The organism is Streptomyces sp. NPDC048197 (assembly GCF_043202395.1).
Lineage (GTDB): Bacteria > Actinomycetota > Actinomycetes > Streptomycetales > Streptomycetaceae > Streptomyces > Streptomyces siderophoricus.
In genome coordinates this window covers 22,739-45,501 of the sequence record NZ_JBIDAJ010000019.1, presented here as the reverse complement: position 1 = coordinate 45,501, position 22,763 = coordinate 22,739, and the positions used below count along the sequence as shown (strand labels likewise).

The 22,763-nt window shown below is 69.8% G+C and carries 19 protein-coding genes and 2 pseudogenes; 14 read left to right on the top strand and 7 right to left on the bottom strand.

From position 1 onward, the window contains the following. Positions 1 to 31: 31 nt before the first annotated feature. Genes ACGF4C_RS24125 through ACGF4C_RS24115 form a run of 3 tightly spaced genes read right to left on the bottom strand, consistent with a single transcriptional unit; the run spans position 32 to position 4,825 of the window. Positions 32 to 2,119: a hypothetical protein gene (locus tag ACGF4C_RS24125; protein ID WP_393568889.1), complete on the bottom strand. Its 2,088-nt coding sequence runs from the start codon at positions 2,117 to 2,119 to the stop codon at positions 32 to 34. 34 nt (positions 2,120 to 2,153) lie between these two features. Continuing rightward, positions 2,154 to 4,127 carry a hypothetical protein gene (locus ACGF4C_RS24120; protein WP_393568888.1) on the bottom strand — a complete coding sequence of 658 codons (1,974 nt, stop codon included), beginning with the start codon at positions 4,125 to 4,127 and terminating at the stop codon, positions 2,154 to 2,156. Next, positions 4,127 to 4,825 (bottom strand): hypothetical protein, encoded by a 699-nt coding sequence (locus ACGF4C_RS24115; RefSeq protein ID WP_393568887.1) that lies wholly within the window; start codon positions 4,823 to 4,825, stop codon positions 4,127 to 4,129. Before ACGF4C_RS24115 ends, ACGF4C_RS24120 begins: the two co-directional genes overlap by 1 nt. 641 nt (positions 4,826 to 5,466) lie before the next feature. On the opposite strand from ACGF4C_RS24115, the gene ACGF4C_RS24110 reads away from it, so the two are divergent. The 7 genes from ACGF4C_RS24110 to ACGF4C_RS24080 are packed head-to-tail and all read left to right on the top strand — an operon-like array spanning position 5,467 to position 12,661. Then, the gene (locus ACGF4C_RS24110; RefSeq protein ID WP_393568886.1) at positions 5,467 to 6,903 is read left to right on the top strand and encodes a Mu transposase C-terminal domain-containing protein; all 1,437 of its coding nucleotides are present in this window, start codon (positions 5,467 to 5,469) and stop codon (positions 6,901 to 6,903) included. Beyond that, complete coding sequence (locus ACGF4C_RS24105) at positions 6,900 to 7,700, top strand: AAA family ATPase (RefSeq protein WP_393568885.1); 801 nt, start codon at positions 6,900 to 6,902, stop codon at positions 7,698 to 7,700. The genes ACGF4C_RS24110 and ACGF4C_RS24105 overlap by 4 nt, the downstream gene beginning before the upstream one ends. Further along, positions 7,694 to 8,521 (top strand): AAA family ATPase, encoded by an 828-nt coding sequence (locus tag ACGF4C_RS24100; RefSeq protein WP_393568884.1) that lies wholly within the window; start codon positions 7,694 to 7,696, stop codon positions 8,519 to 8,521. The genes ACGF4C_RS24105 and ACGF4C_RS24100 overlap by 7 nt, the downstream gene beginning before the upstream one ends. Next, positions 8,518 to 9,978: a hypothetical protein gene (locus ACGF4C_RS24095; protein ID WP_393568883.1), complete on the top strand. Its 1,461-nt coding sequence runs from the start codon at positions 8,518 to 8,520 to the stop codon at positions 9,976 to 9,978. The genes ACGF4C_RS24100 and ACGF4C_RS24095 overlap by 4 nt, the downstream gene beginning before the upstream one ends. Next, positions 9,975 to 10,763, top strand: coding sequence for a hypothetical protein (locus ACGF4C_RS24090; protein ID WP_393568882.1), 789 nt, complete (start codon positions 9,975 to 9,977; stop codon positions 10,761 to 10,763). The genes ACGF4C_RS24095 and ACGF4C_RS24090 overlap by 4 nt, the downstream gene beginning before the upstream one ends. A 23-nt stretch (positions 10,764 to 10,786) precedes the next feature. After that, complete coding sequence (locus tag ACGF4C_RS24085) at positions 10,787 to 11,938, top strand: hypothetical protein (RefSeq protein WP_393568881.1); 1,152 nt, start codon at positions 10,787 to 10,789, stop codon at positions 11,936 to 11,938. Between the two features lie 45 nt (positions 11,939 to 11,983). Then, positions 11,984 to 12,661: a hypothetical protein gene (locus ACGF4C_RS24080; protein ID WP_393568880.1), complete on the top strand. Its 678-nt coding sequence runs from the start codon at positions 11,984 to 11,986 to the stop codon at positions 12,659 to 12,661. A gap of 102 nt (positions 12,662 to 12,763) precedes the next feature. Here ACGF4C_RS24080 and ACGF4C_RS24075 read toward each other — a convergent pair whose 3' ends face one another. Together ACGF4C_RS24075 and ACGF4C_RS24070 are read right to left on the bottom strand one after the other, a co-directional pair. Then, on the bottom strand, positions 12,764 to 13,009 hold the full coding sequence (locus tag ACGF4C_RS24075) for a hypothetical protein (RefSeq protein WP_393568879.1): 246 nt from the start codon (positions 13,007 to 13,009) through the stop codon (positions 12,764 to 12,766). 75 nt (positions 13,010 to 13,084) lie between these two features. Continuing rightward, on the bottom strand, positions 13,085 to 14,455 hold the full coding sequence (locus ACGF4C_RS24070) for a hypothetical protein (RefSeq protein WP_393568878.1): 1,371 nt from the start codon (positions 14,453 to 14,455) through the stop codon (positions 13,085 to 13,087). 138 nt (positions 14,456 to 14,593) lie between these two features. On the opposite strand from ACGF4C_RS24070, the gene ACGF4C_RS24065 reads away from it, so the two are divergent. From ACGF4C_RS24065 to ACGF4C_RS24055, 3 genes are all read left to right on the top strand, one after another. Beyond that, positions 14,594 to 14,722, top strand: a complete 129-nt coding sequence (locus ACGF4C_RS24065) for a hypothetical protein (protein ID WP_393568877.1) — start codon at positions 14,594 to 14,596, stop codon at positions 14,720 to 14,722. Between the two features lie 111 nt (positions 14,723 to 14,833). Next, entirely contained in the window at positions 14,834 to 16,414 is a 1,581-nt protein-coding gene (locus ACGF4C_RS24060; protein WP_393568876.1) for an asparagine synthase-related protein, read from the top strand. Positions 16,415 to 16,489: 75 nt separating this feature from the next. Further along, positions 16,490 to 18,367, top strand: a complete 1,878-nt coding sequence (locus tag ACGF4C_RS24055) for an ABC transporter ATP-binding protein (protein WP_393568875.1) — start codon at positions 16,490 to 16,492, stop codon at positions 18,365 to 18,367. A gap of 230 nt (positions 18,368 to 18,597) precedes the next feature. Here the strand turns inward: ACGF4C_RS24055 and ACGF4C_RS24050 are convergent, their stop codons facing one another. Further along, positions 18,598 to 18,957, bottom strand: coding sequence for a hypothetical protein (locus tag ACGF4C_RS24050; protein WP_393568874.1), 360 nt, complete (start codon positions 18,955 to 18,957; stop codon positions 18,598 to 18,600). A gap of 1,060 nt (positions 18,958 to 20,017) precedes the next feature. On the opposite strand from ACGF4C_RS24050, the pseudogene ACGF4C_RS24045 reads away from it, so the two are divergent. Beyond that, positions 20,018 to 20,123, top strand: a pseudogene (locus tag ACGF4C_RS24045) (IS5/IS1182 family transposase); the annotation flags it as partial. 91 nt (positions 20,124 to 20,214) lie between these two features. Here ACGF4C_RS24045 and ACGF4C_RS24040 read toward each other — a convergent pair. Further along, positions 20,215 to 20,829 carry a hypothetical protein gene (locus ACGF4C_RS24040; protein ID WP_393568984.1) on the bottom strand — a complete coding sequence of 205 codons (615 nt, stop codon included), beginning with the start codon at positions 20,827 to 20,829 and terminating at the stop codon, positions 20,215 to 20,217. 646 nt (positions 20,830 to 21,475) lie between these two features. Here ACGF4C_RS24040 and ACGF4C_RS24035 point away from each other — a divergent pair. The 3 genes and pseudogenes from ACGF4C_RS24035 (at position 21,476) to ACGF4C_RS24025 (ending at position 22,761) form a co-directional block, all read left to right on the top strand. Further along, positions 21,476 to 21,739, top strand: coding sequence for a helix-turn-helix transcriptional regulator (locus tag ACGF4C_RS24035; protein WP_393568873.1), 264 nt, complete (start codon positions 21,476 to 21,478; stop codon positions 21,737 to 21,739). Between the two features lie 158 nt (positions 21,740 to 21,897). Beyond that, positions 21,898 to 22,290: pseudogene (locus ACGF4C_RS24030) on the top strand (DUF6083 domain-containing protein); the annotation flags it as partial. A 222-nt stretch (positions 22,291 to 22,512) separates the two neighbouring features. Continuing rightward, positions 22,513 to 22,761 (top strand): hypothetical protein, encoded by a 249-nt coding sequence (locus ACGF4C_RS24025; RefSeq protein ID WP_393568983.1) that lies wholly within the window; start codon positions 22,513 to 22,515, stop codon positions 22,759 to 22,761. Positions 22,762 to 22,763: the final 2 nt, after the last annotated feature.

Genomic DNA, 22,763 nt, shown 5'->3' with positions numbered 1-22,763 from the left:
CGAGCAGAGGGCTGTGCAGGTTTGCTTGGGGTCAGCGGGAGTAGTCGGCGGGAGTGACGCGGTTGCCAGTGACGAGGCCGACGACGATGGCGCGGTCGATGGTGGCGCCGGTAGGGCGGTGGGCGGTGGTCCAGGCCAGCTCGTCCAGGCGCAGGGTTCCGGTGGACTTGCCGGTGAGGTCGAGTACGAGGAGCTGTCCGAACGGGGCGTTGGTGTTGGTGTATTCCGCGGCTTGCTTCAGGTAGTGGCCCTCCAGATAGGAGGGGGTGTTGTCGGTGGCGTCCTTCTTGATCTCGGTCAGGTAGCGCAGGGAGCCGAAGTGGACCATGACGTCGGCGCGGCCCATGCCGACGTCGACGGTCTCGACCTGGACGATGCTGTGCAGCTGGCCTGACTGGAGCCAGTGGTGGAAGTCGCGCTGCAGGTCGCTTTCCAGGGGTTCGCGTTGCCCTGGCCCGCGCTTGCGCCGGTAGTCGTAGGGTGGAATCGTCTTTCCGTCTGGGCCCTTGGTGCCGGAGCCGAGCAGGTTGGTGCGGGTGAGGTCGATGCGGCTTTTTAGGAACCGCAGGGTCTGGTCAACCAGCGCGGTGAAGGTGTGTCGCACCTGACCGGTGAAGTGGGGGTGTGTGGACAACTGTGCCAGGATCTCGTCCAGAAGGGGGACGATGACCGGGTCGGTGGCCTGCAGTCGTGCTGCGTCTTGGGTGTAGGCGAGTGCCTCGACCTCCGCGAGTGCGGCGTCATCCAGGTGAGCGGCGATGTCGGCAGCTTTCTGCGGGCCCAGGGCCAAGGTGAGGAACGGGGCGAGGCGGAGCAGACGCGTCGTGGCCCCTCCAGGCTCCTCGCTCTCCTCACCGCTCTCAGAGGAACTGCTCGCGCCGGGGGACGTCGTGGCGGTGCGGGCGTCGAGACGCGCGAGTACCGCGGCCGCCGTCGCCGAGTCCAGCCCTCGTGCGGGTTGCTGCTCAGGGTGGGTAGCCGCGTGCCGCAGCGCGGCGAGGAAGCTGTGCTGGCGTAGGAAGCCATCTTCGATGGCCGGTTCGATCAGCGAGGCTAGGCCGGTCAGGTCCTTGTCACCTTGGCCGACAGGCCGCACGGTGCGGGCGATCCGGTAGACACCGAGCACGCAGTCCAGCGCCTGCCAGCAGTCCATCCACACCGGTTCGTCCAACAGGGCGCTTGCAGAGTGTAGTTGGAGTAGCAGGTGGCTCCATGCGGCCTCAGCGGCACGACGTGGTTGCAGCCACGGCGCCTGGTGGGTGCCGTGCAGCCACGCCGACTGCTGCTCGAGTGCGCGTTCCAGGGCGTCGGTCGCGTCGGCAACCTGGACGGTATTGCCGGCGGCGAACCCGAGCAGCGCGTCACATACCGCGGTGTAGGCATCAGCGTCCTGGCGTGCTTCCACCGCGGCTGCGGTGGTCGCAAACAGACGCCGGGCCTGGGCGAGATGACAGGTGACCTGGTTGAGATCACCGCTGGACAAGGCGCTGCGCAGACGGTCGCAGCCCAGCTCGAACCAGGCATCGGCGTCGGCTGCTTCATCCTGGGAAAGTTGCTGCAGCAGATCGCGGATCGTCGCAGCGACGGTCTCCTCACCCGACCAGCAGTCCAGGACGACACCGAGCAGTCTCGGCATGCGTTCGAGGAAGTCGTCCGGGCCGTCCAGGGGAAGTTCGTCTAGTGCTTCCCACACCCGGTAGGGGGTGACCGCTTGCGCAGCGGCCAGCCTCACGGCGCCTTCCAGACGGGCGGCCGCCACCAGTGGGGTTGTGTGCACCGCTGCGGCAAGGTCGTTCAGCAGCGCGCTGTTCAATTGCTTCGCCCAAGCGCCGGCCGCGGTCGGGCTGCCGAGGAGTGTCTGCAGCACGCCGGTCAGGTGCAGGAAGCTGCCTTGAGCGGCGAGGCCTTGAGGGAACGCTGCTGCTGCCGTAGTCCACTGGGCGTCGCGGCGTTCAAAGGCATCCACGATCGCCTCCGCAAGCAGCGGTGCCATCGGTCCGGCGGCAGCAACCCTGGTCTGGTCCGCGACGGCCTCGCAAGACAGGGCGAGGGAGGGAAAGGTGATCGGCGTGCCCTGGGCGGCGAGCGAGCCCAAACGGTCCACCAAGGTCTCGGTCACAACTCTTCTCCCTCCCCACCCAGCGAGGCAGCGGTCACCACAACGGTTCGCCTGCCTTGGTCTGCACGACGCACCGCTTCGGCAGTACTTCTTCCACCAGCTCTGGGTCTGCGGTGGTCAGCACGATCTGCAGCTTGTTCTCTTCGGCAACAACTGTCAGTTCCCGAAGGAGGGTGTGCGCGTCGAGATCCTGGACCTCCTCCGCCTTGGGGCTATCGATTAGCAGCAGTCCTGGGTGGGTGGACACGCCCTGCTCGGCCCCGACACGCAGCAGCGCGATGACGACGGCGATCCGCAAACGCAGCCTTTCCCCAGCGCTCTGCTTGCTGAACCAGTCCTCAGCCATGCCGTCCTTGACGATCTTCAAGCGTCCGGCGCGGTCGATCTCTACGCGCTCCAGCGAGACGATGCCGAACTGGCGCCCCAGCCCGGCGATCTCGCGGTTCAGGGCATCGAAGAGCGCGTCACCGCTGGATCGGCTGTCGTCCTCCAGGATCTTGGCCCCGACTCGGAGCACCCGAACCTCTCGACTTTCCGTAGCGGAGGCAGTCACCGGCTCTGCTTCCGGCATGACGCTCAGCGCGCCCTCCCAGCGCAGTACCTCCTCGCGCGCTTCAACCACGGCAGGCAACAGGGTCGCAGACTCGGCCGCCCGTAACTGTGCGGTTGCAGCGCCCAGTTGCGTGGTGAGGTCGTGCAAGCCCGCCTCCACGGCTTCCAACGCGTCCTTGGCGGCCTCCTCCGCCTCGCTGCTGGCCTCCAGCCGCTCCGCGGCCTCGGCGATGATGTCCTCCGGAGTGTCCTCCTCGCCGGTCTCAACAGGGCGATCGCACACTGCGCAGGCGTGAGCGTGGCGCTCCCGCAGTCGCCGCTCCTCCTCGATGTCCTGGTCGCACCGCGGGCAGGCGGTGGGGTTGAGGCCGTGGAAGAGCCGCCGGGCTACCGCGCTCTCGGACACATCGTTGAACAGCTTTTCGTCACGCTGCCGTTCTCCACGGGCCTGTCGGTATGCGGCCATCAACTCCTCCCACTGGCCTTGCTTGTCGGCGACATCTGTGGCCAACTGCTTGCAACGCCCGGCTAGTTCCGACAGCGAAGCCCCGGGCTGGGCGGCGGCCGTAACCGTCGTCAACCGCTCCTGCGCGGCTTCCAGCTTCGCCTGGACCTGCGTACGCTGCTCGGCCACCGCTCTGGTAAAGGCCTCGGTGGCGGCGCGCTGCTGCTTCTCCTGAGTAGTGCGCAGGTCCTTGGCAGTCTTGACCCGGGCCAGGGCTGCGGTGGCGGGCAGGTCCAGGAACACCTGAAGGAGCCGGCCCGGCAATCCGGCGATCGACTGATCCCCGAGCAGCACCTTGTCCCCGCCCGCTGGCAGGTAGATCGCACCGTAGTACGCAGGCCACCCGTGGGTCTGGGTGGACGTGCCCTTGACGCTGTTGACCAGCGGCTGCAGATCGAGGCGGTCCATCATCAGTGCCTGGACCTGCTCGGTGAAGCTGGAGGCGTGCGAGGCGCGCAACAGCGCCGTGATGCCCTGCTCAGGCAGCGGGACACGCGTGCTCGCCAGCGTGTCCAGCTCAGGGCCCGCCAGCACGACGGCCGAGGCGATGTCACCGGACTCGACGTCCAGGCGGAACCCCATTGGCTGACCAGCGACCACCGCGTCCAGATCCACCTGCTCCAGCCACATCCGCACGCCGTTCTGCAGCTCCCGCGGCGTCCCGCGCAGGCACCACGTCACCAACTCCAATACGCTGGTCTTGCCCCGCAGGTTGGATGCCACCAACGCGGTCACACCCTCGTCGAACCGGATCGTGCTGTCGAACCGACCCGGTGCCACCACACCGGTGCGCACCCCTGCCACCCGTAACCGGCTCAGCCGCAGCGACCGCCGGCGCGCTGGCGTGCTCACCAGTGGCAGCCCGTAGGCGGCGAACACGTCCTGGACATCTTTCACCGAGGTCGCTGCCAACGCCGCGATCCGCGCCTCAATCGACTCCTGCTCGGCCATCACACCGCCCCCGCCGCGGCAGCGGCACGGAACTCGGCCAGCCGCGCCCGGGCCTTGGCACTGACCGAGCCGATCCGCGTCCGGCGCTCGGTCTGTGCGTACTCGCGCTGCAGGTACTGCCTCGCCTTCAACCCGCTTCCCCCCAACCCATCCGCCAGGTCCAGCACCAGCCGGACCCGATCCACGTAGTACACGAATTCCGGAGCCTGTCCGACGACGTCCCGGGCCACCACGCGTCCCTGATCCAGCAGGAAGTAGTCATGCTGGCGGATCCGGTTCACCGTGCCGCGGCGCCGAACCACCACCAGCCCTGCGCTGCGCAGTACCGCCAGCGCGTCGTCCAAGGGCTCGTAGGCGCCGAAGTGATGACGCAGCATCGGATACCGGCGGACCTCCGGCTCCTCGGACTCCAAGATCTGTGCCGCATGGTCGAGCAATACCGTCTCGCCGCTGGCCTCGTAGTCGTTGAGCAGTTCATCCGCGAGGTAGTCCGGGTTCCGCAGCCAGAAGTCCAGCTTTTGCAGCCGCAGCTGCGCGCGAAGCACGCCCACCGCGGTCGCCAGGCGCGGATCCTCCAGGTCCGCGCTGCTCACCGGCTCGCACGCGCCGTCCAAGAGCAGCAGTACCCGCACCGCGTCCTGCTCACGGCTGGTTATCCGAGCTTCGTCCCCCTGGCCAGCTGTCACATCCTGATCCACCACGTCAGCGTATCGATGTGATCAGTTCGCGTACATCGTCCGGCAGGCGGCGTATCAGGGCGCCGCATGACGACTCGAGTACTGACGCTCTGACCGCCCCACCGCTGCGGCTTGCCCACCCGCACCGCGTAGGAAGACCGGCGCACAGAGGGCTGACCTGCGCGCGTTCCTCCTGTGCACCGTGCGCACCACGCCCACCGCCGTGCGCACGCGTACCCCTCGTTGCCCCCGGTAGCTGGGCAAGCCCCGCTCGGAGGGGTGGATTAGCGTATGTGTCCATCGAAACGGTGGTGGAACGGTCTGATGTCACCCGCCCGAGTGAGCGGCTGGGCGGGAAGCCTACGCGCAGCTCATAGCCTCGCATCAGACGCACGTCACACACGTGCGTCTGGTTGAACTGACCTGTTCACAAGCGCTGTTCGTAGTTGGAGGCTGTACGTGATCATCGTGCCGTTATCCGTCCGCCTGCCTCGGTGCCGTCACCAGTGACGGCGCCGGACGATGCCTCGGAGGCGGCAGAGGCGGGCTTGGGGCGGCACCGGGACGAGCTACGGCCTGCTGCGGTACGGCAGTTGCTCAGGCTGCGTGGGGCGGGGGAGTTGACCACCGCTCATGTGCGGCTGGTTGCAGACGCGGTGGGTGTGAGCGTGCGTACGGTGTGGCGCTGGCTGGCGCAGGCCGAGGAGACCGGCAACCCGGAGAAACCCGATCGCCAGCGCTTTCGGATCACCGACGAGATCATCGATGTCCTCGCCGACTACCAGGGCAACGTCAAACGCGCCCATGAGCACCTGGTGCGCGTGGCCAAGGCGGCGAGGGAGGAGCCGGTGGGGCTGACTACACTGCACGACGCCATCGCCCGTGACCTCGACCCCGGTTTTATGGCGGGTCTGCGGGAGGGCATTCCGGCCGCCCGCGGCTTCGATCCCGCCTTCCAGCGGCCTCCAGTGGCCCGCAATCAGGTGTGGGAGGGCGATCACAAGCAGGCTCCCACTGTCGTGATGATGCCCGACAAGACGCTGTCGAAGGTGTGGGTGACGTGGTTTGAGGACCGCGGTACCAGCTATGTGATGGGCTGGGCGGTCACCGCCGGCTCCGCGCACCGCGGCTCAGTCCTAGCGGCCGTGCGGGCGTCCGTGCTGCGGGAGGCCCCTTACGGGCCGGCCGGGGGACTGCCGGAGCTCGTACGGGTCGACGGCGGCGCCGACTTCCTGTCCAAGACCGTCCGGCGGGCTTTCGGACTCCTCGGTGTCCCGGTGCACCGGGTGCACAGCGCCCGCCACAAAGGCGGTATCGAGCGGCTGAACCGCACCAGCATGACCCGCTTCTTCGCCGACCTGCCCCGCTACACCAAAGCGCCCCGGCTCGATCACCGCCGACGCGTCGGCGAGACGGACCCGCCGCTGGCCTTTGAGGCATTCGTGGAGTGCCTGGGGGAGTGGGTGCACGAGCACAACACCAAGCACGTGGGGAAGCGCACCGGGGTGACGCCGCTTGAGGCGTGGCTGGCCGACCCGACCGAGATCCGGCCCGAGCCCACCCCGGCCGAGCTGCGCGCGTTCATGCTGGAGAGCGATCACCGACCCCGGAAGATCACCAGTCACGGGGTGGAGTTCGCGGGCCGCTGCTACATGCCCGAGAACGGTGTCGGCCGGATCGGGGTTGAGGTGCGGGTGCGATGGATGCCGCACCACACCCACGAGATCGACCTGTACACCTTCCGCGGCGACCGCTACCTGGGCCGGGCGCTCCTCAGCGACGAGGCCACCGAGGAACTGCGCGCCAAGGTCCTTGACGACCGCCAGGAGCACAGCGCTGTCCTGCGCCGGGCCTTGCAGCGCGCCGGTGAGCGCAGACGCGACCGTTATCTGCCCGCTACCGAACCCCAACTGCCCGTCCAGGCAACCCGCATGACCAGAGAAGAGGCGCTCGCCGAGCTCGCGGGCACCAGCGGGAGAGCGCCTGCTGCTCCCCGCCGGCGCGAAGAGCCGTACCAGCCCCTGACCCCCATCCCAGCCGGCTGGGCACGCCCCGGCCAGGCCCCCGCCCCCGCCGACCCGTCTTCGGAGGACACATGACATCCACCGCCACCGTGCCGCAACCTCAGCCGCCCGAGTCGGCGGCGCCGCGCCGTCCGGATCTGCGCCCGCAGTTCTTCCTCGGCCTTGAGGACTCGTCGCTGGTCGCCACCGACACGCTGCTGCAGATCAAGGACACCGTCGTCGACACCGTCGAGTCGCGGGCGATGTCGGTGGTCTACGGCGACGCCGGGCTCGGCAAGAGCTTCGGCACCCGGGCCACGATCCAGGAGATGAATCCGGATCTGATCCTTCCGCTGGACTTCGCCCGCTCCCGCCCGGGGCCGAAGGACCTGCGCGAGGAGCTGTTCCACCAGATGAACCTTTCTTGCAAGATGCCGGGGACGCCGACCGCGTTCGACAAGCTGCTGCGCGAGACCCTGCCCCGTCGCCCGTATGTGATCGTGTGTGACGAGGCCCAGCAGTACCGGCGGGAGAACTTCGAGTTCCTGCGCAAGCTGTGGGACACCTGTGACCCCAAGCCCGCCATCCTCTTCGTCGGCGGCCGGGAGGCGTACGAGACGCTGCAGAGCGACCCGGCGCTCGCCTCGCGGATCTACATCCGCCTGGAGATCCTGGCGATGACCGAGGACGAGGTCCTCAGGACCGTGCCCGACTCGCACCCGGTGTGGAGGGGCGCGGATGAGGCGCTGCTGAAGCGGGTCGACACCCAGTACGCGCTCGGCTCATTCCGTGAGTGGGTGAAGGTCACCAAGCACGTGATCAAGGGCATGGAGCACTTCAAGGCCGACAAGGTCGACGACCGCATCGTGGACTGGGCCCTGAAGCGGTGCTGACCACCCCACCTCCGCCGTCGGCCGTCTGGGGCGCGGCCGCCGCAGCCGAGCCCTTCGCCGTCATGGAAGACGCTGCCCCACCCGGCCTGCACTTCCTCGACGCCCCATGTGTACGCACCTTGCTCACCCCAGGCATGCTCGCCGTGGGCGAGTCGCTCGCCGACGCCTACGCCCAGGGCCGGTTTGTGTGCGTGCTGGGCGATGCCGGGGTCGGCAAGACCTTCGCCGTCCACACCGCCGCCCGCCGCCTTGGTGAGCTGTTGCCGCTGGACTTCCGGGCCCAGCCGGCGCCGGCGGACCTGCGTGCCGCCTTTCACCGTGCACTTGGCCTCCGCGGCGAGGCGCCCGCCGACCCCGGGGCCGCCGACACGTTGATTCGCCGCGCCCTGGCCCAGGAGCCGCGGATCGTCGTGGTCGAGGACGCCCACCGGCTGTCGGCGTCCTGCTTCGAGTACTTGCGTTTCCTGCACGACGACCTGCCCCAAGGGCTCTGCGTGGTCCTGATCGCCGCGACGCGCGGCGAACGCTCCTTGCGAGCCCAGCGGATGCTCGCCACCCGCACCGCAGGCTGGCCTTACATCTGGCCGCTCACTCGCGACCAGGTCCCGAAGGCGGTTCCCGCGTTGCACCCGCTGTGGCAGAGCGTCGCGCCCGGCGACCTTAAGGCGCTGGATGCCCGCCTCGCCGATGGCTGCCTGCGCCGCTGGGTCGTGCTGACCCTTCACACTCAGCGTGCTCTGGCCGCCACCGGAGCGAAGAAGCCCGACTGGGGCATGCTGCAGGCTGTGGCCGACCGGGTCGACGGCGGGCGGCGCCCATGACCGCAGCCACGCTTCCTCCTGCCTCCGCCCCGCAGGCCGCCACGGCGCCAGCGGCCCCGGCGGCGTGGCCGGTGAGGCTGCTCCTCGACAACGACGACGACCACGCGGTGCACCGGGCCGCCTACCAGTGGGCCGATCCCACCCGCGGTCGGATCACCGCCGACCCCACCCCGCACACCACCAGCCCCGCCTACCTCGCGCTGGATGTGCTGCGCGCCATGGGCCGCGACGGGTTCTCCCGCGAGGGCGCGGAGCGGATGTCCACCGACCCGGCCTGGCGGGCGGTGACCTGCTGGACGCTGGCCACCAGCGTGCACGAGGCGATCGTGCTGCGCGCCCATCGCTTGACGGTCGAGCGGCTGCGCCGCCTGGCCGCGTGGCGTGCGGACACCGGTATCCGCCTCACGCTCCTGGCACACGCCCCGGAGCGGGACGACGAGCAGCGCCTGCGTGAACACCTCACAGCCGTCGGGCTGGTGGACGTGGTGACCGCACGCGGCCCGGCCGCCGTCCTCGACGAGATCGGCCCGGCCGCCACCGGCCGCCGCTTCGGCCCGCCGCCGCACGATCACGTTTACCCGCTGCCCACGGTGCCCCGCAGCTCGGTGGCGGCCTTCCGTGCGGACTGCTGGCGCCGCCAGAACGAGACCGACTTCGCCCACACCGACGCCCAGTACCGCGCTGGCTACTCCGCCGCCCGCACCTGGCTGGCCCGCACCCTGCCACACCAGTCATCCCCAGCCGGCGGCACCGAACCCGCCAACGGCTCGCCCGAGCCGACCGCCTGGAGCCTGCAAGAGATGGAAGCCTTGCGGTTCTTCCTGGCACGGTTGGCCAGCTCAAGCCCCAGTCCCCAGCACACCGTGGCCCGCGTGCGCGGCGCCCAGGCCGGCTTCCTCAGCCGCTCGGTGCTGCTCAATGTGCCCGACGACCTCACCAGCTGTGCAGGGCCTGGCATCACCACCGTGCCCATCACCCCGCGCATCGTGCACAGCATCACCCTCCGCTTGCCCAACCCGCTGCGCGCCGCCGCGGTGGCCGCCCTCCTATTCACCGGAACCGCAAAGTCGCTGCTGTCGATGACCCAGATAGCAAGCGTCGACGATGCCGGCACCACTGTGGCTATCGACCGCGACTCGCGGACCAACATCGGCGAACCTCCCGGGCCGCGGCACATGTACGCCGTCCCGCCCCGCGCCCGCTCTCTGCTGCGCGCCGCCGTCGAATTCCGCCGCCGCACCCCGCGCACCGCCGCGGGCCACGGCCTGTTCGCGAACTGCTTCGGCACCACGCCACGCTTCGAGGCCCTCATCGCCGACGCAGGGCTCCCGATCCCCGCCCTGGTCCACCCCCACTCCGAGGACGACTGGCACACCGTTGCCCGCTGCTGGCACCTGCACACCCCCGCCCCACCCGCCCCCGATGCCCTGCCGCGCCTTGTGGAGTTACGCCCGTGACCGACCAACTCCCGCCACCCGGCAATACCCCCGCAGCTGCGTTCGACCTGATGTTCCTGCGCGAGCGCGCCATGGAGTGCCGGCTCACCGACGAGGACCTGACCGCGCTGACTGGCATCCCCACCGCCGACTGGGACACTCACCTCACCCCGCACACCCTCTCTGCCGCGGCCCTGTTCCCCCTCGCCCGCGCCCTGAACACCTCCCCTCAATCCCTCCTGCGCGTCCCCGAGCAGGCCACCCGCCCGAGTCCGAGCCCGCAAGCGGCCACCCACGCCACCATGCTGCACGCCGCCCTGCTGGAAGCCGGCCGCATCCACCCCGACGACCTGGCCTCCGCCCTGGAATGGCCCCCACACCGCCTGAAGCGGGCCGCCACCGCCCTGGCCGCACACCTCGAGCAGCCCAGCAGCCCCCACCGGCTCGTCCACACCGACACCACCATCCACCTGACCTGCGTGCCCGGCCTGCTTGACCCCAGGCAGCGGCAGAACCTGCACAGCGCCGGCCATACCGCCTCCTCCCTCGCCCCCGGTGAGGCCGCTGCCGTCACCCGCCTGCTGCACCGCACCGGCAGCGGCCTTCCTCCCGACGTGCCCGCCGAGCAGATCCCGCGTCTGGCAGGCCGCCGCCTCCTCGCCCCCTCCGGCAGGCAGCATGCTCCCCACCCGGATGTGTTGTTCGCCCTCGGCCTGGCTGCCCACCCCCTCACGCAAGCAGAGGCCGCAGCCAGCTCCACGTCGACGCCCGCCGCTGCCACGCCACCACCTCGCGGGCCGCAGTGATGCCGCTGCCGCGCCCGGCCGCCGTGCCTGAGACCACCGGCCCGTGGAGGCCCACATGGTCACCCGGCCACATCAGCCCCGGCCTGCCCCCGCTCACCGTGGTGCACGACCCCGACGACGACTGCGCTTTCATGGCCGTCGCGCTGGCTGCCCACATCCCTGCGCTGGGCCGTATCACCGTCCATCCCACCCCAGTGGCGAGCGCTTCCGCTTCCCTGGCCCACGACCTGCTGCGCAGCCTGGGCAAGCACCTCCCGGTGGCCGGGAGCGAGGAAGGCACCTACTGGACCGGCAACACCGAGACCGCCTGGCGGGTGGTCGCCGCCTGGATCTTCGCGCTGCGCATCGGTCATGTCATCGTCACCCGGGCCCATCGCATCAGCTCACGGCACTTCGAGTACCTCTTCGCCCTGCGGGAACTCACCAAAATCCGCCTGACCCTGCTGTGCCACGGCCCCCTCCCGCCCGTCCTGGCCGCCGCCCTTACCGCCCTCCCACACGAAGAGGGGCACACCCTGGCCGCGGCCCGCCGCGCTGTGGGCGCTCCTACTCCACCGCCGCCCACAGGCCGATTCGCGTGGTGGGAGACGGATGGACAGTTCCCGCCCCACGAGGGCGAGCCGTGCTTCCTGCTGCCCACACGCCGTGCGCACGGCCGCGGCGTGATCGAGGCGGCAGCCCGTCGCCTGGGCCGTACGGTGCTCCCGCTGCCTGCTGCTGGCCGCTTCCCGCCCGAGCCCGGCGAGCCCACCGCGCTCCTCGCGCACCGGCTCCATGCGCGTATTGCTCATCCTGTCCACGCTGCGGCGCTGGCAGTGCGCATCTTCACCGGCTGCTCAGCCGCGCAACTGCAGCAGGTATTTACCGCAAGGGCAGCGGCGTCGGCCCGGACGAACCGTGGCCGGGAACTTGGGACACCGTCCTGGGCAGCGGACTTGCTCGAGGCAGCCCGCCGCTTCGAGCAGCTGGACGGGCACGCGGACAGCGCCCGCCCGCTGCGGCTGAGCCCTTGGGACCAGGCGGCCGTGACAGAAGCGGCCCACGTCTGCAGCGTGCACGAACACCAGGCACCAGGCCCGAAGCGGCACTCTGCCGTGACCACCTCGCGTTCCAGGCGGCCAGCCGCCGCTCGTCGCAGCGCGGGCGGCACGCCAGCACCCGGCCGGGCAGCATGAAGCGCGCATGAACCCAACCAGCCTGCATACACACGGGAGTAGACGATGGCCGAGCCAGGGACAGAACTGTTCGAAGCGATCCGCCGTGACCACCGTGCCGGCGAGAGGTTGCCGAGATCCCTGGCCGCCCGGCACGGCGTGTCCCGCCAGACGGTCATGGAGGCGATCTCGACCGTGCTGCCGCTGCCGCTTGAGCTCACGGCCGACGAGGAGAAACTGGACGAGACCCGTCAGCTTCTGGACGCGCTGCTGGACGAAGACCAGGCCAAGGCACCTGCCGAACACCGCTCGGCCTTCGAGCTGTATGAGGAGCTGAGTCTTCGCACCAGCAGGCTTCCGGTCTCCTACCGGTGGGTGTGGGAGTACATCACCGGTCGCCGCTCCCAGCACGCTGCCGGCACCTCACCGGATCCACACGAGCGGGCCTGGGCGGCAGGCGTCCCCTCCGACATGCCGAGCTTCGTCACCTACCTGATCGCCAGCGCGGTGCGCGACCTGACGGAGCTGAAGATCGAAGGGACGCTGCCGGCCGCCGACGGCGTCGAGCTCGGCATGGCCTCCCTCGGCAACGCCGTGGCACGGATCCACCAGGCCCTGTACGAGTTCACGCTGGTCGGACTCAGAAGCGGCCTGTCCTACACCCAGATGAGCGCCTGGACCGGAATCCCCGAAGGCGACCTGACCCAGCAGGTCGAGGACTACCACCGACTCATGACTACCTGAACCGCCGCACCACTCTCGTGTCACGACGGCCAGCGGTAGACCCGCCGGGCTCGGGGCTCAGTGATGCCCGTACTCCCCGGCGAGTGGTCAACGCGTGAGGCGTTACGGTCCGGTGGGGCGGTCGAAGGACGCCCCTGCCGGACCGTCGTAGGCGCGGATGACCAGGTGGCGGCCCGGGTGGGCGTCTTCCACACTCCGGCAGTGAGCCACCACGGTTCCCAGCGCGCCACCGCGGCCTGTGCCGAAGCCCAGCAGCGCTCCGGTGTCGGCGTCGTGGATCCGGTAGTGGATGTCCTTGTTCACGCTCTTGGCGTCTGCCAGCGGTTCACCGTTCCAGGTATCGGTCACTGCCGGTTCCATTCGTCGAGGCGGGGTTGTTGTCAGCGGCTGCAGAGGTTGACCAACGCGGGCTTTCCCTGCCGGTCAGCACTGGTGGGCGAGGAAGACGCGGGCGCGCTCGTCGAGTTCGGCGGCGCACCGCACGCCGCGGACCCGGTACGGTCGCAGGTCGGAGCGCAAAGAGCGGATAGCCTTGAGGGTGCGAGCGGACTTCACCCCGGCCATGGTGTCGATCGCGCGGTCCCAGGTGGTACACGCCTGCTCGATGCTGCCCTGCTTGGCCTGTTGCTCGGCTTGCGCGACCAGGTCGAGGGCGATGATCCGCGCATACGTCGTGCCCGGACGGCTGGCCGCTGCCGTCGCGTACTGGCGGGCCGCGTTGCGGCGGTCGCCGAGCGTCTCGAACACCTTCGCCGTACGGGAATGGACGGTGGCCGCAGGCGGCCCCCACACCAGCGCCCAGAACGGCACCTCGTCCCCGGTAGCGAGCGCGGCCTGGGCACGGTCGATGTCCGCGAGGGCACGCCGGGTCTGGCCCGTCTTGGCGAGCGCGTGCGCGTGGGTGATGGCGAACAGCGCCTCCACCTGCCCATCGACTCGGCCCTTGGCGCGGTCCCATCCGGTTTCGGCCAGGGCGAGGCAGTGCTCGGGGCGGTGCAGCTTCATGCCCTGCTGCGACATCGTGCGCATCACGAAGCCGTCCTGGCCGGGGATATTGGAGGCCCGCGCGAGCGCGAGGGACTGCAAGTAGTACCGCTGAGCCAGCCCCTGTTCCCCGGAGTCGTACGCTTTCCAGCCGGCCAGGTGCGCGCCGGCTGAGGCGACGGAGAGCGCCTCGGCGCGAGCCTCGTCGCTGGCGAATCGGCCCCGGCACAGGGAGGCGACGTCGGTGACCAGGTACTGCACGAACGCGGAGCGACCGTGCTGTCCGCCGTGGCGTTCGTCCATGTCCATGAAGAGCTTCACCATGTCGCGCACTGCGGTGACATCGGCGTGCCCGGCGACGGCCCCGCTGCGGATGGTGCGAGTTCGGGCGGCGGCTTCCTGGACCGTCTCCAGCGGAAGCATCGCGGCGGCCATGGAGTAGGCGGAGGTGGCCAGGAAGCGGCGGCGGTTCACATCGGCCTCCCCGATGGCGGTCAGCGTCTCGATGGGATCGAAGTCCAGCGTCAGCCCGATGTTTTCATCTTCGCCGCCGACCGGGGAACCAAGTCCGAGGTCTTCGCGGGTGATCCGGCGGCCGAGGCGCCGGGAGAGCGCCTCGGCCAGGTACCCCGGAGTCGCCCCGGACGGTTCGGCGCCCAGAATCCAGTGGTGGACCGCCGACTTGTTCGTCCCCAGCCGCTGCCCGCTCTCTGACGCCACGGCGCGTACAGCGCGGGCGATGCCCTCGTACGGCAGCCCAGACTCGTCGATCAGCTTCTTGAGCTGGTGGTTCGCAGTGCGCTGGGTCATGGGGTGCCGCCCCTCGTATACCCGATATACGGCTCCGCGCGCCCGTCACAGTACCCGCCAACGCCCTTGCTCGGTTCACTGATTGACGAAGCCCGATGACATTCCGTCAACGGGCTCGCCGAGAAGAAGGGATTCGCGATGAAGGACCAGACGCGTCCGTGGGAGTCCGTGTTCGCCGGGCCGGCGGTGGTCGCCGTGCCGAGCGACGCCGCGCGCTTCGAGGAGAAGGCGGCGGACATCTCCGACCAGGGCCGGTTCGAGGACTAGCCGGCCCTGGCACCGTCGTCCGTCCAGCACAACCAGCCCTACCGGGGCCCGCGCCTGGCTCAGCGCCGCGCGGGCCCCGTCGCATGTCCACCGCCGGGAAGGGAGTTCAGGATGTTGACGTTATCGGTCGACCTGCGCACAGCCTCGGGGCCGTGGCAGTGGTGCGAGCAGGCAGAAGGCTGCTGGGCACGGGGCCAGGACCGCATCCGCCCGCTGGCCAACCCCGCCCTGGAGGCACGGGCGGTCACCGACGGCACCCACACGCTGATGGTGGTGCGCGAGCGGGCCGCCGGCCGCGCCTCGCTCCTGCGCTCCACAGCGCCGATGCGGGTCGACGCCGCCGTGTACGCCCGCGCGGTCGAGGAGTGCCGCACCTGGCCGCTTCAGTCCGTGTGGATCGAGGCGGCCCTGGATGGACTGCGGCTTCAGACCGGGCTCGGTGGGGTGTGCCCGCTCTACCTCGCGCACGACAACGGCACGTTGACCGGGTCGTGGCAGCTGATGGACCTCCGCGCCCACCAGGCGCCTGACAAGCTCGACGAGAAGGAAGTGATGCGGCTGCTGACCGGCCACCCCCGGTACGGACACGACACCCTGTTCACCACCATCAAGCGGCTCTCCGAGCGGTCGTCCGCCTGCGCGGACGCCGAGGGCCTGCGCATGGTCTACCCGGCCGCGGCCGAGCACGCCCGGCCCTCCGAGCTGTCCGACGGCACCGGCGGGCCCGCCCTGGTGGATTCCTTCGAGGCGCTCGTCGACCACATCTACGCCCAGCGCCCCGTCACCCCGGGCCAGACAGCGGCGCAGTTATCCGGTGGGAAGGACTCCACCAACCTCGCCATCTCCCTCGGCCTGGCCCATCCCGGCCAGGTCACGCCCTGTGCGCTGCTGATCGGCGGCGAGGCCGGACCCCAGCAGGCAGCGCGGCGCCGCATGGTGATCGAGCACACCGGCTTCGCCCCGGACATCACGGTGTCGGCCGCGGACCACCCGCCGCTGGTCCCGGGCAGCCTGCGCCGCGCACATCCCGAGGCGATCAGCCCGCTGGACGAGCCGCACCTGGAGGCCGCCGACGCGCTCGCCCAGGCCCTGATGGCGCGCGGTATCACCACGGTGGTGACCGGGTTCGGCGGCGACGAAGTCGCCCGCGTACGGCGCCCTGAGGGCGGGCCCGGACGCACCCCGACCGCGCCGGCCTGGTGCGGCGAGCGGGTGCACGACCTGCTCGGCGAGGTGAACACCGGGATCTCCCCGGTCACGGTGGCCCCGGAGACCGCGCTGGTCGCCCTGGAGGTTGCCACCCCGCTCCTCGCGCGGCGCGGCCTGTGGACCGTGGCCCCGTTCACCGACCACGAACTGGTCCGCTTCGGCCAGCGCCTGCCGCTGGAGTGGAAGCGGGACAAGCGGCTGCTGACCGAACGCTTCGCCGCCCGCGGCCTGCCCGACGAGGTGGTCCACCCCGTGCTCCGGGAGAACTTCGGCCATCTCATGGAGACGGCCGTGCACAAGTACGCCACGGGTCTGTTGCGCGGCTGGGGCAAGGACCTGCACCTGGTCGAGCAGGGATACCTGCACGCTGCCTTGTTCGCCGAGACGGTCGAGCGGGCCGCGCTGAGCCCGACCGAGGCGGCGCCGTACCGGATGGGCCTCTTCCTCGTCACCGCCATCGAACTGGCCCTGCGGACCCTGTAGACACCGGTCCACCACGCGGGCGACTTCGGCTTAATCGGCCCCGCCCGCCCCGGCTGACGCACCAGGATGGGGCGGGTGACGCAGTCCTCACCCGCCCCGGAAACCTCCGGTTCCCCGCAGCAGGTCGGCTACCAGAGCGACCCGCGTTTCGAGGACATCGCGAACGCCTCCTGGTGGCAGATGGCTGCCCGGCTCCCACGTACGCTCACCGCTGCCGCACGACTGGGCTGGGCTGCCGACCGCCCAGCGATGCTGTGGCTCGGTCTGTGCCAGTTGGTGGTCGCCGTCTCCTCGGCGGTCGCGCTCGGCGCCTTGCCCGGTGCGATGAACCACCTCTTCGCCGGCGGCAAGGTCGCCGACCGCGTGGCCGCTGCCACCGGGTCGCTGATCGTGGTCGCCGTCGCCACCGGGGTACGGGCCGGGGCGGATGCGCTCGCCGTGTACGCCTCCGCCCGGCTCGCGCCAGAGGTCGCCACCGAGGCGGACCTCCAGATTCTGGCCGCGACGCCGGAAGTGGAGCTGGAGGCGTACGACCGGCCGGGCTTCACCGACCGGCTCCAGGCGGCCGGCAAGGGCGCCGAGGCGACCGAGAACCTCATCGGCGACGCCCAGGCCCTCGTCTCCGCGCTCGCCCAGCTCATCGCGGCGGCCGGAGTGCTGACGGCGCTTCACCCGTTGCTGCTGCCGCTGCTCCTGCTGGCCGTGGTGCCCAAGGGGGCGGCGGCCATCACCACCGCGAGGATTCAGCACCGCGCCGACTACCAGAACATCTCGGACAACCACTTGCGCTACCTGCTGCGGTACTACTCCACCGACCGCCGCACCGCCGCCGAGGTCCGTGCGACCACCATGTCCGGCTTCCTGGCCAGCTGGTACCGGCAGATCACCGACCGGATCAAGGCCACCCACCGCGCGGCGGCGCCGCGCGTTCTGCGCGTCACGCTGCTCGGCGCGGCCTTCAGCGGGCTGATGCTCGCCGCGACCTGGGCCGCGCTCGGGTGGCTCGCCACGACAGGGCGGATGGAGCTCGCCGTCGCCGCGACCGCCGTCATCGCTGTCCGCACCTCCACCGGCGCCCTGACGTCCCTGGTCATGGTCGCCGCGAGGCTGTTCCGTACGTCGCTGTACCTGGAGGACTGGCAGGCGTTCCTACGCCGGGCGAAGGCCCTGCGCGCCGTGCGCGGAACGAAGACGCTCCCGGCCGCGGCGCCTGCCGAGATCCGCGCTGAGAACGTCACGTATACCTACCCCGGCGCCAAGGCCCCGGCTGTCGACGGTGTCAGCCTCACCCTGCGCCAGGGCGAGTTGATCGCGCTGGTCGGCGAGAACGGCAGCGGCAAGACCACCCTGTCTGCTCTGCTCACCGGGCTACGGGTAGCCTCCAGCGGCTCGGTGACCTGGGACGGGGTCGATCTCGCCGAGGCCGACCCGCACAGCGTGTGGGCGCGGGTCGGCCTGGTTCCGCAGGACTACACCCGCTGGCCCATGGACCTGCGCTCCAACATCCACCTCGGCCAGCCCCGCACCGAAGACGACGTGCTCCTCCTTCAGGCGGCGCGCGCGGCCGGCGCGGACAGCGTCATCGCGAAGGCCCCGTACGGCCTGGACACCCTGGTCGCCAGCTCGAACTGGGGTGGTACCGATCTGTCCGGCGGGCAGTGGCAGAGGATCGCGGTCGCCCGAGCCTTCTACCGCGACGCCGCCATGCTGATGCTTGACGAGCCCACCTCCGCGATGGACCCGCGCGCCGAGCACCTCGTGATCAGCCGGTTCAAGGAACTCGCCGCAGGCAAGGCCGCCATCTTCGTCACCCACAACTTGGAGAACGCTCGCATCGCCGACCGCATCATGGTCCTCGATGGCGGCCGGGTGCGCGAAGAGGGCGACTTCCAGACGCTTTTGGATCTCGGCGGGGTCTTCGCTGAGCTGTACAAACTCGCCCAAGACCGGTGAGAGCTGTCGAGCTGGGCGAGTTCGCGCTTGCAGTCGACGGGTACGGGAGCCGTAGTAGTCGACCATCGAGCTGTGGGCTGAGGTCGGGTGTTCAGCTCCGGCTCATTCAGTCTCGCGTCGGGTGCCTCCGTCACGCAGGGCGTGCATGGCTGAATTGCCCGATGTGCGCTTCCTCTTTGGCTCCGGTATCGGTCAGAAACCCTTCAACTCCAGCTGACTGATGAATGGGGCTACAGCTCTTCTTGGACACCCCGACGACGACGCCGAGCTTTCCATCGCGCCTCTCGTACGGCGGCCTCCCGAACCCGGATAGGACACAGCGCATCGAGCACCATTGCGCGTAGCTGCTCCCGCAAGGCCCGGCGGGGCGGCAGGAGGCTGCCCTTGGCGTACCGCGTCACTGTGCGGCGGCTGACACCGAGGCTTGCGGCGAGGACTGCGGTGTTGCCCTGGTAGCGCGTGATCAGAAAGGTCATCTGCTGTTTAGGGGTGCGCGGCATCTGCCGACTGCAGGTCTCTTGCTCGAGGTGCGAGAGGTGGTTGTGCAGCTCGCAGGTGGGGGCAGCTTCTTGGGCATCGGTTCGATTCATGAGAGCAACCGTGCCCCGGTCCGCTTGTGGATGGGCGCTGCTCGCGAGGTGGCAGCAAGTCCGGTCGATGTGATGAGGCCCATGACCGAGGCAGGAACGATTACCGTCGTGGCCGGGGTGGTGTTCGGGAGTGTGCTTGGCCATCATGGCGGTGGCCCGGTGCCCATGCTTATTACGTCTTTTGATGGTTGAGCATGGGACTCCTCGGGTAGCGCTTGGCCGCAGAGAGTTGATCGAGGTGAGGCCGCGCTGTTTGCGTTGTTCCGCGCAGATGTGTCTGGCTTCCGTTAGCCGAGGTGGAAGTCGACCGCATCGAAGGAGAAGTCATCGCTTGCGAAGCCTCCGTAGCGCGCGCCACCGTTGAAATAGGTAGCTAGTGCTTCGCCGATGGTTTGACGGACTGCGTCGTCTGTGGTGGCGCGAGCTAGAGCGGCGGCCTGTTCGCACGTCAGTCGGAGATAGATGTCCCGGCAGCGGATGGCATCGGATCCCCGGATTGCGAAGGAACGGGCCCGGCTTACACGTACGGCGACTCTCGAGATAGGGCCTTCCCTTTCGAATTGCCGGGCGCGGCGTTCTCTTCCGCGGGGAGTTGTCTGGGCCTCGATGGCTTCACGGAGCAGCCGGGCGGTGTGGGCAGCGGGACGATGAGTCCCGTTGATCCAGCGCGCTACGGTCCCCGGGGCGACGCCGTAGGCTGCTGCCATCGTGGGGGTGCTGCCGATGTAAGTGCGATCGCGCACCTGCCGTGCCTGGACGGGGGTGCTGGCAGGAGCCTTGCGGGAGGGAAAGATGCCTTGCCGGGCACGGGCCAGCAATCTCGGCAGCGGGGCGGGTTCGGCGGTCAGGGCAGATGCTCCTTCGGACGCGAGGGCAGCCTGGCCGGCACATCTCATTGACCAGTAAGCCTTTTCGGCATGGCCACCGATCTGACGGCTGATGGCAAGCTACGGGTGGAGACGTGGGCTGTTGAGGGAGGTGACGAAGCCTCAACTCTCCAACCTAGTAGATATGTTGATCCTTCTATCCTGCCGCAGATGTGCCGGAGGAGTGGGTCACGATGCTGATCGTTCACCCGGCAGGGTGACCGCAGGTGCAAGCTACTGCCGTCGCAGCGCGCCCTGGTGGCACTGGCGTACCTGCACGAAACGAACGCTGAAAAGGCTGGTCCGCAGCCACGGATAATTCTGCGCCGCATGGAACGAGTCGCACATGTCGGCGTACGGTTCGTCCGCTCACGCCCACGTTGCGAGAACGTCACCCGGACGAAGGTCCATGCCCGGCAACCATGCTCGCGTACTGTGTGGCCAGCGCTGGCCCCAGGGCCCAGGTGATGTCGTCGGATCCCTGGTCGTACGACCACCAGTCCGCTACCCGGGCGGCAACCAGGCAGTCGAGGGTGGCGGTTAAGGCGCCAGGTGCTGCTGCGCACACGCGCGCGAGCCGGTCCGCCTCGATGATGCCGTTCAGTGGGCCGGGGGAGAGGTGGGTAGCCAGCGCCAGGCCGGTCAGCTGGTTTGAGGCCGGCAGGCTGCGCAGCGCCGGGCAGGATGTCAGGCGCAGGGCTCTGTCGGCGGCATGGGCACGGTTCCGGCGCCCGGGGGCCTGTGCCAGAACAGCAGCGTCGAGCACCTGCACCGCGACCCCGCACTGTCTTGCCCGGGGCGAGTTCGTGGACAGGCGCGTGAGCCAGCCGGATTGCTCCAGCTCTTGCCATGGAGATGAACACTGGCCCATACGCATGCCTCGGAGGAGCCCTGCCGGCATCCGGAGCCGGCCGGAGGCGGTTGCCCGCAGCGCGCACTGCAGAGCCAGCAGCCGCGCAGCGGCGCCGACCTCGGCGGGAAGGGCAGCTGCCAGGTAGCTGAGCATCTCCCGGACCCGGACCTCCACCTGCGGACGCCGGACCTGCCGCCGTCTTTGTGCCCGGCTCGGCGGAAGGGAGAGCTTGGCGGGTGTGACGCAGGTGGTCTCGGGGACGATGGCGCTGTGTGCGGTGGCTCGTGCACAGGCGGTGCAGGCGTCGGCCAGCCGCCACAGGCGCCCGCCGCTCTCCCGGGCCAGTACTAGTGCGATCGGTCCCGAGCAGCCGCGATGTCGCGGGTGCCATGGGCAGCCGCGTTCGTGGCACTGGCAGGTCCGCAGGTGTACCGGGAGGGCATCACGGTGGGCGTGGCCGGCCAGATGCGCGACCACAGCGGGGCGCGCCGCTGCTGTCTCCGGACGCAGTGACCTGCTGACCGGCGGACAGTGCGGGCAGACCATGACAGGGCCGCCGGGCTGGGGTCGCAGCTCGACGGTCCAGATGCGCCGCACGGGTCGTCCGGTCGCGCACAGCCGCATGGACGCACGCCTTTCTGTCTCATCCGCGTCGGTCGTCCTGGTCGCGACGCCAGTGGGGGAGGGGATGGCGGAACGGTAGTGCAGACCTCTGCCCTCCCTCGTGCGGCCGTCACCTGCGGAAATAGGGCAGAGGTCTGCACTGACAGGGCAGGGTTCTGCACCGTCGGATGGTGGGGTGACGATCTTCCCGCCCGACCCGAACCTCACCGCCCTGCGCTTGGAGCTGGGACGGCTGCGGGGCGAGCACGGATGGTCCTACGACGAACTCGCCCGCCGCAGTGGCCTGGCCAGACGCACCCTCATCGAGATCGAGCAGGGCCGCACCATCGGCACCCTCAAGACCTGGCATGCCCTCGCACACGCCCTCGGCGTCCCCGTCGACCACCTCTTCGGCGCCCTCTGCAAGGGGCACGAGCCCCCGGACGCCATCGCCGAATAGCCCCCACGGCCCGGCTTCAGCAGATCACCCGATCCGGTAACCAGCTGCGAACGTGCGTACCTAATATCGAATGCAGTTACGTGACGATTGGCCCGTACGCGGGACCGCGGCGGCGTTGGCGCCGTTTTCCCGGCGTGCCGCCTGTCACCTTCACGCTCATGTGCTCCACCACTGCTTCATCCGGCCGCCGATGGGACGGCAGCCCAGTCCGCCCGCATCACCGGATGCGCGCCCTGCGCGTTGCCGCGGACAGTCCTAGTCGGCTCCTGTGCTCCGCCCAGCCCAGCCGTTGCCGCGATTGCGGCAACCGCATCGACTGGCACACGCGCACCAACCAGGAACTCATCAGCCTCCACCCACACGAGGTGCCCGCGGGCGCCGTCGCCGCCCCGCACCGCTGGCATGTCAGCTCCGGCATCGCCCACCCTGCACACGACGGCACACCCTGGTGCCGCATCCCCCACACCCCCCTCTGTCCCACCCAGCCCGCCAGCGGACCCCTCACCCCCCAGCTCGCCGAACTGCGCCGCCGCCTGGCACTTCGCACCCGGCGCCTGCTCGATACCGGCGCCTTCACCGCACAACCCACCCACCCCACACCCTCACCCCATGGCCCATGCAGGCCAGCACGCCCCGTGGTGCAGCTTCTCTGCTGCCGGTACCTCGCCCAGCGGCCCCTCGACGACATCCAATGTGTCGCTCAGACCCGCCTACGCAACCGCTGCACCCACCCTGTCCTCGCCCCCGACTCACCGACAGGCATCTGGACACTCGTGTCCACCACACCGCTGCACGGACAACTCACCCTTCCCGCGGCAGAGATGGCCGTCTACAACCTCAACCACCTCCCCTACCAGGAGCAGCTGCGCTGGCGAGCTCAGCGATGCCCCCTCCATGCAGCGGCCTCACAGGCCGCCGACCTGTCGGCGGCCGAGTGGGAGCCCTTCGACCCTCTCCTGCATGCGCCGCACATCTGCACCCGCCTGCCCCACACCTCGGCCCGCACACCCAGGCGCAGGTGACG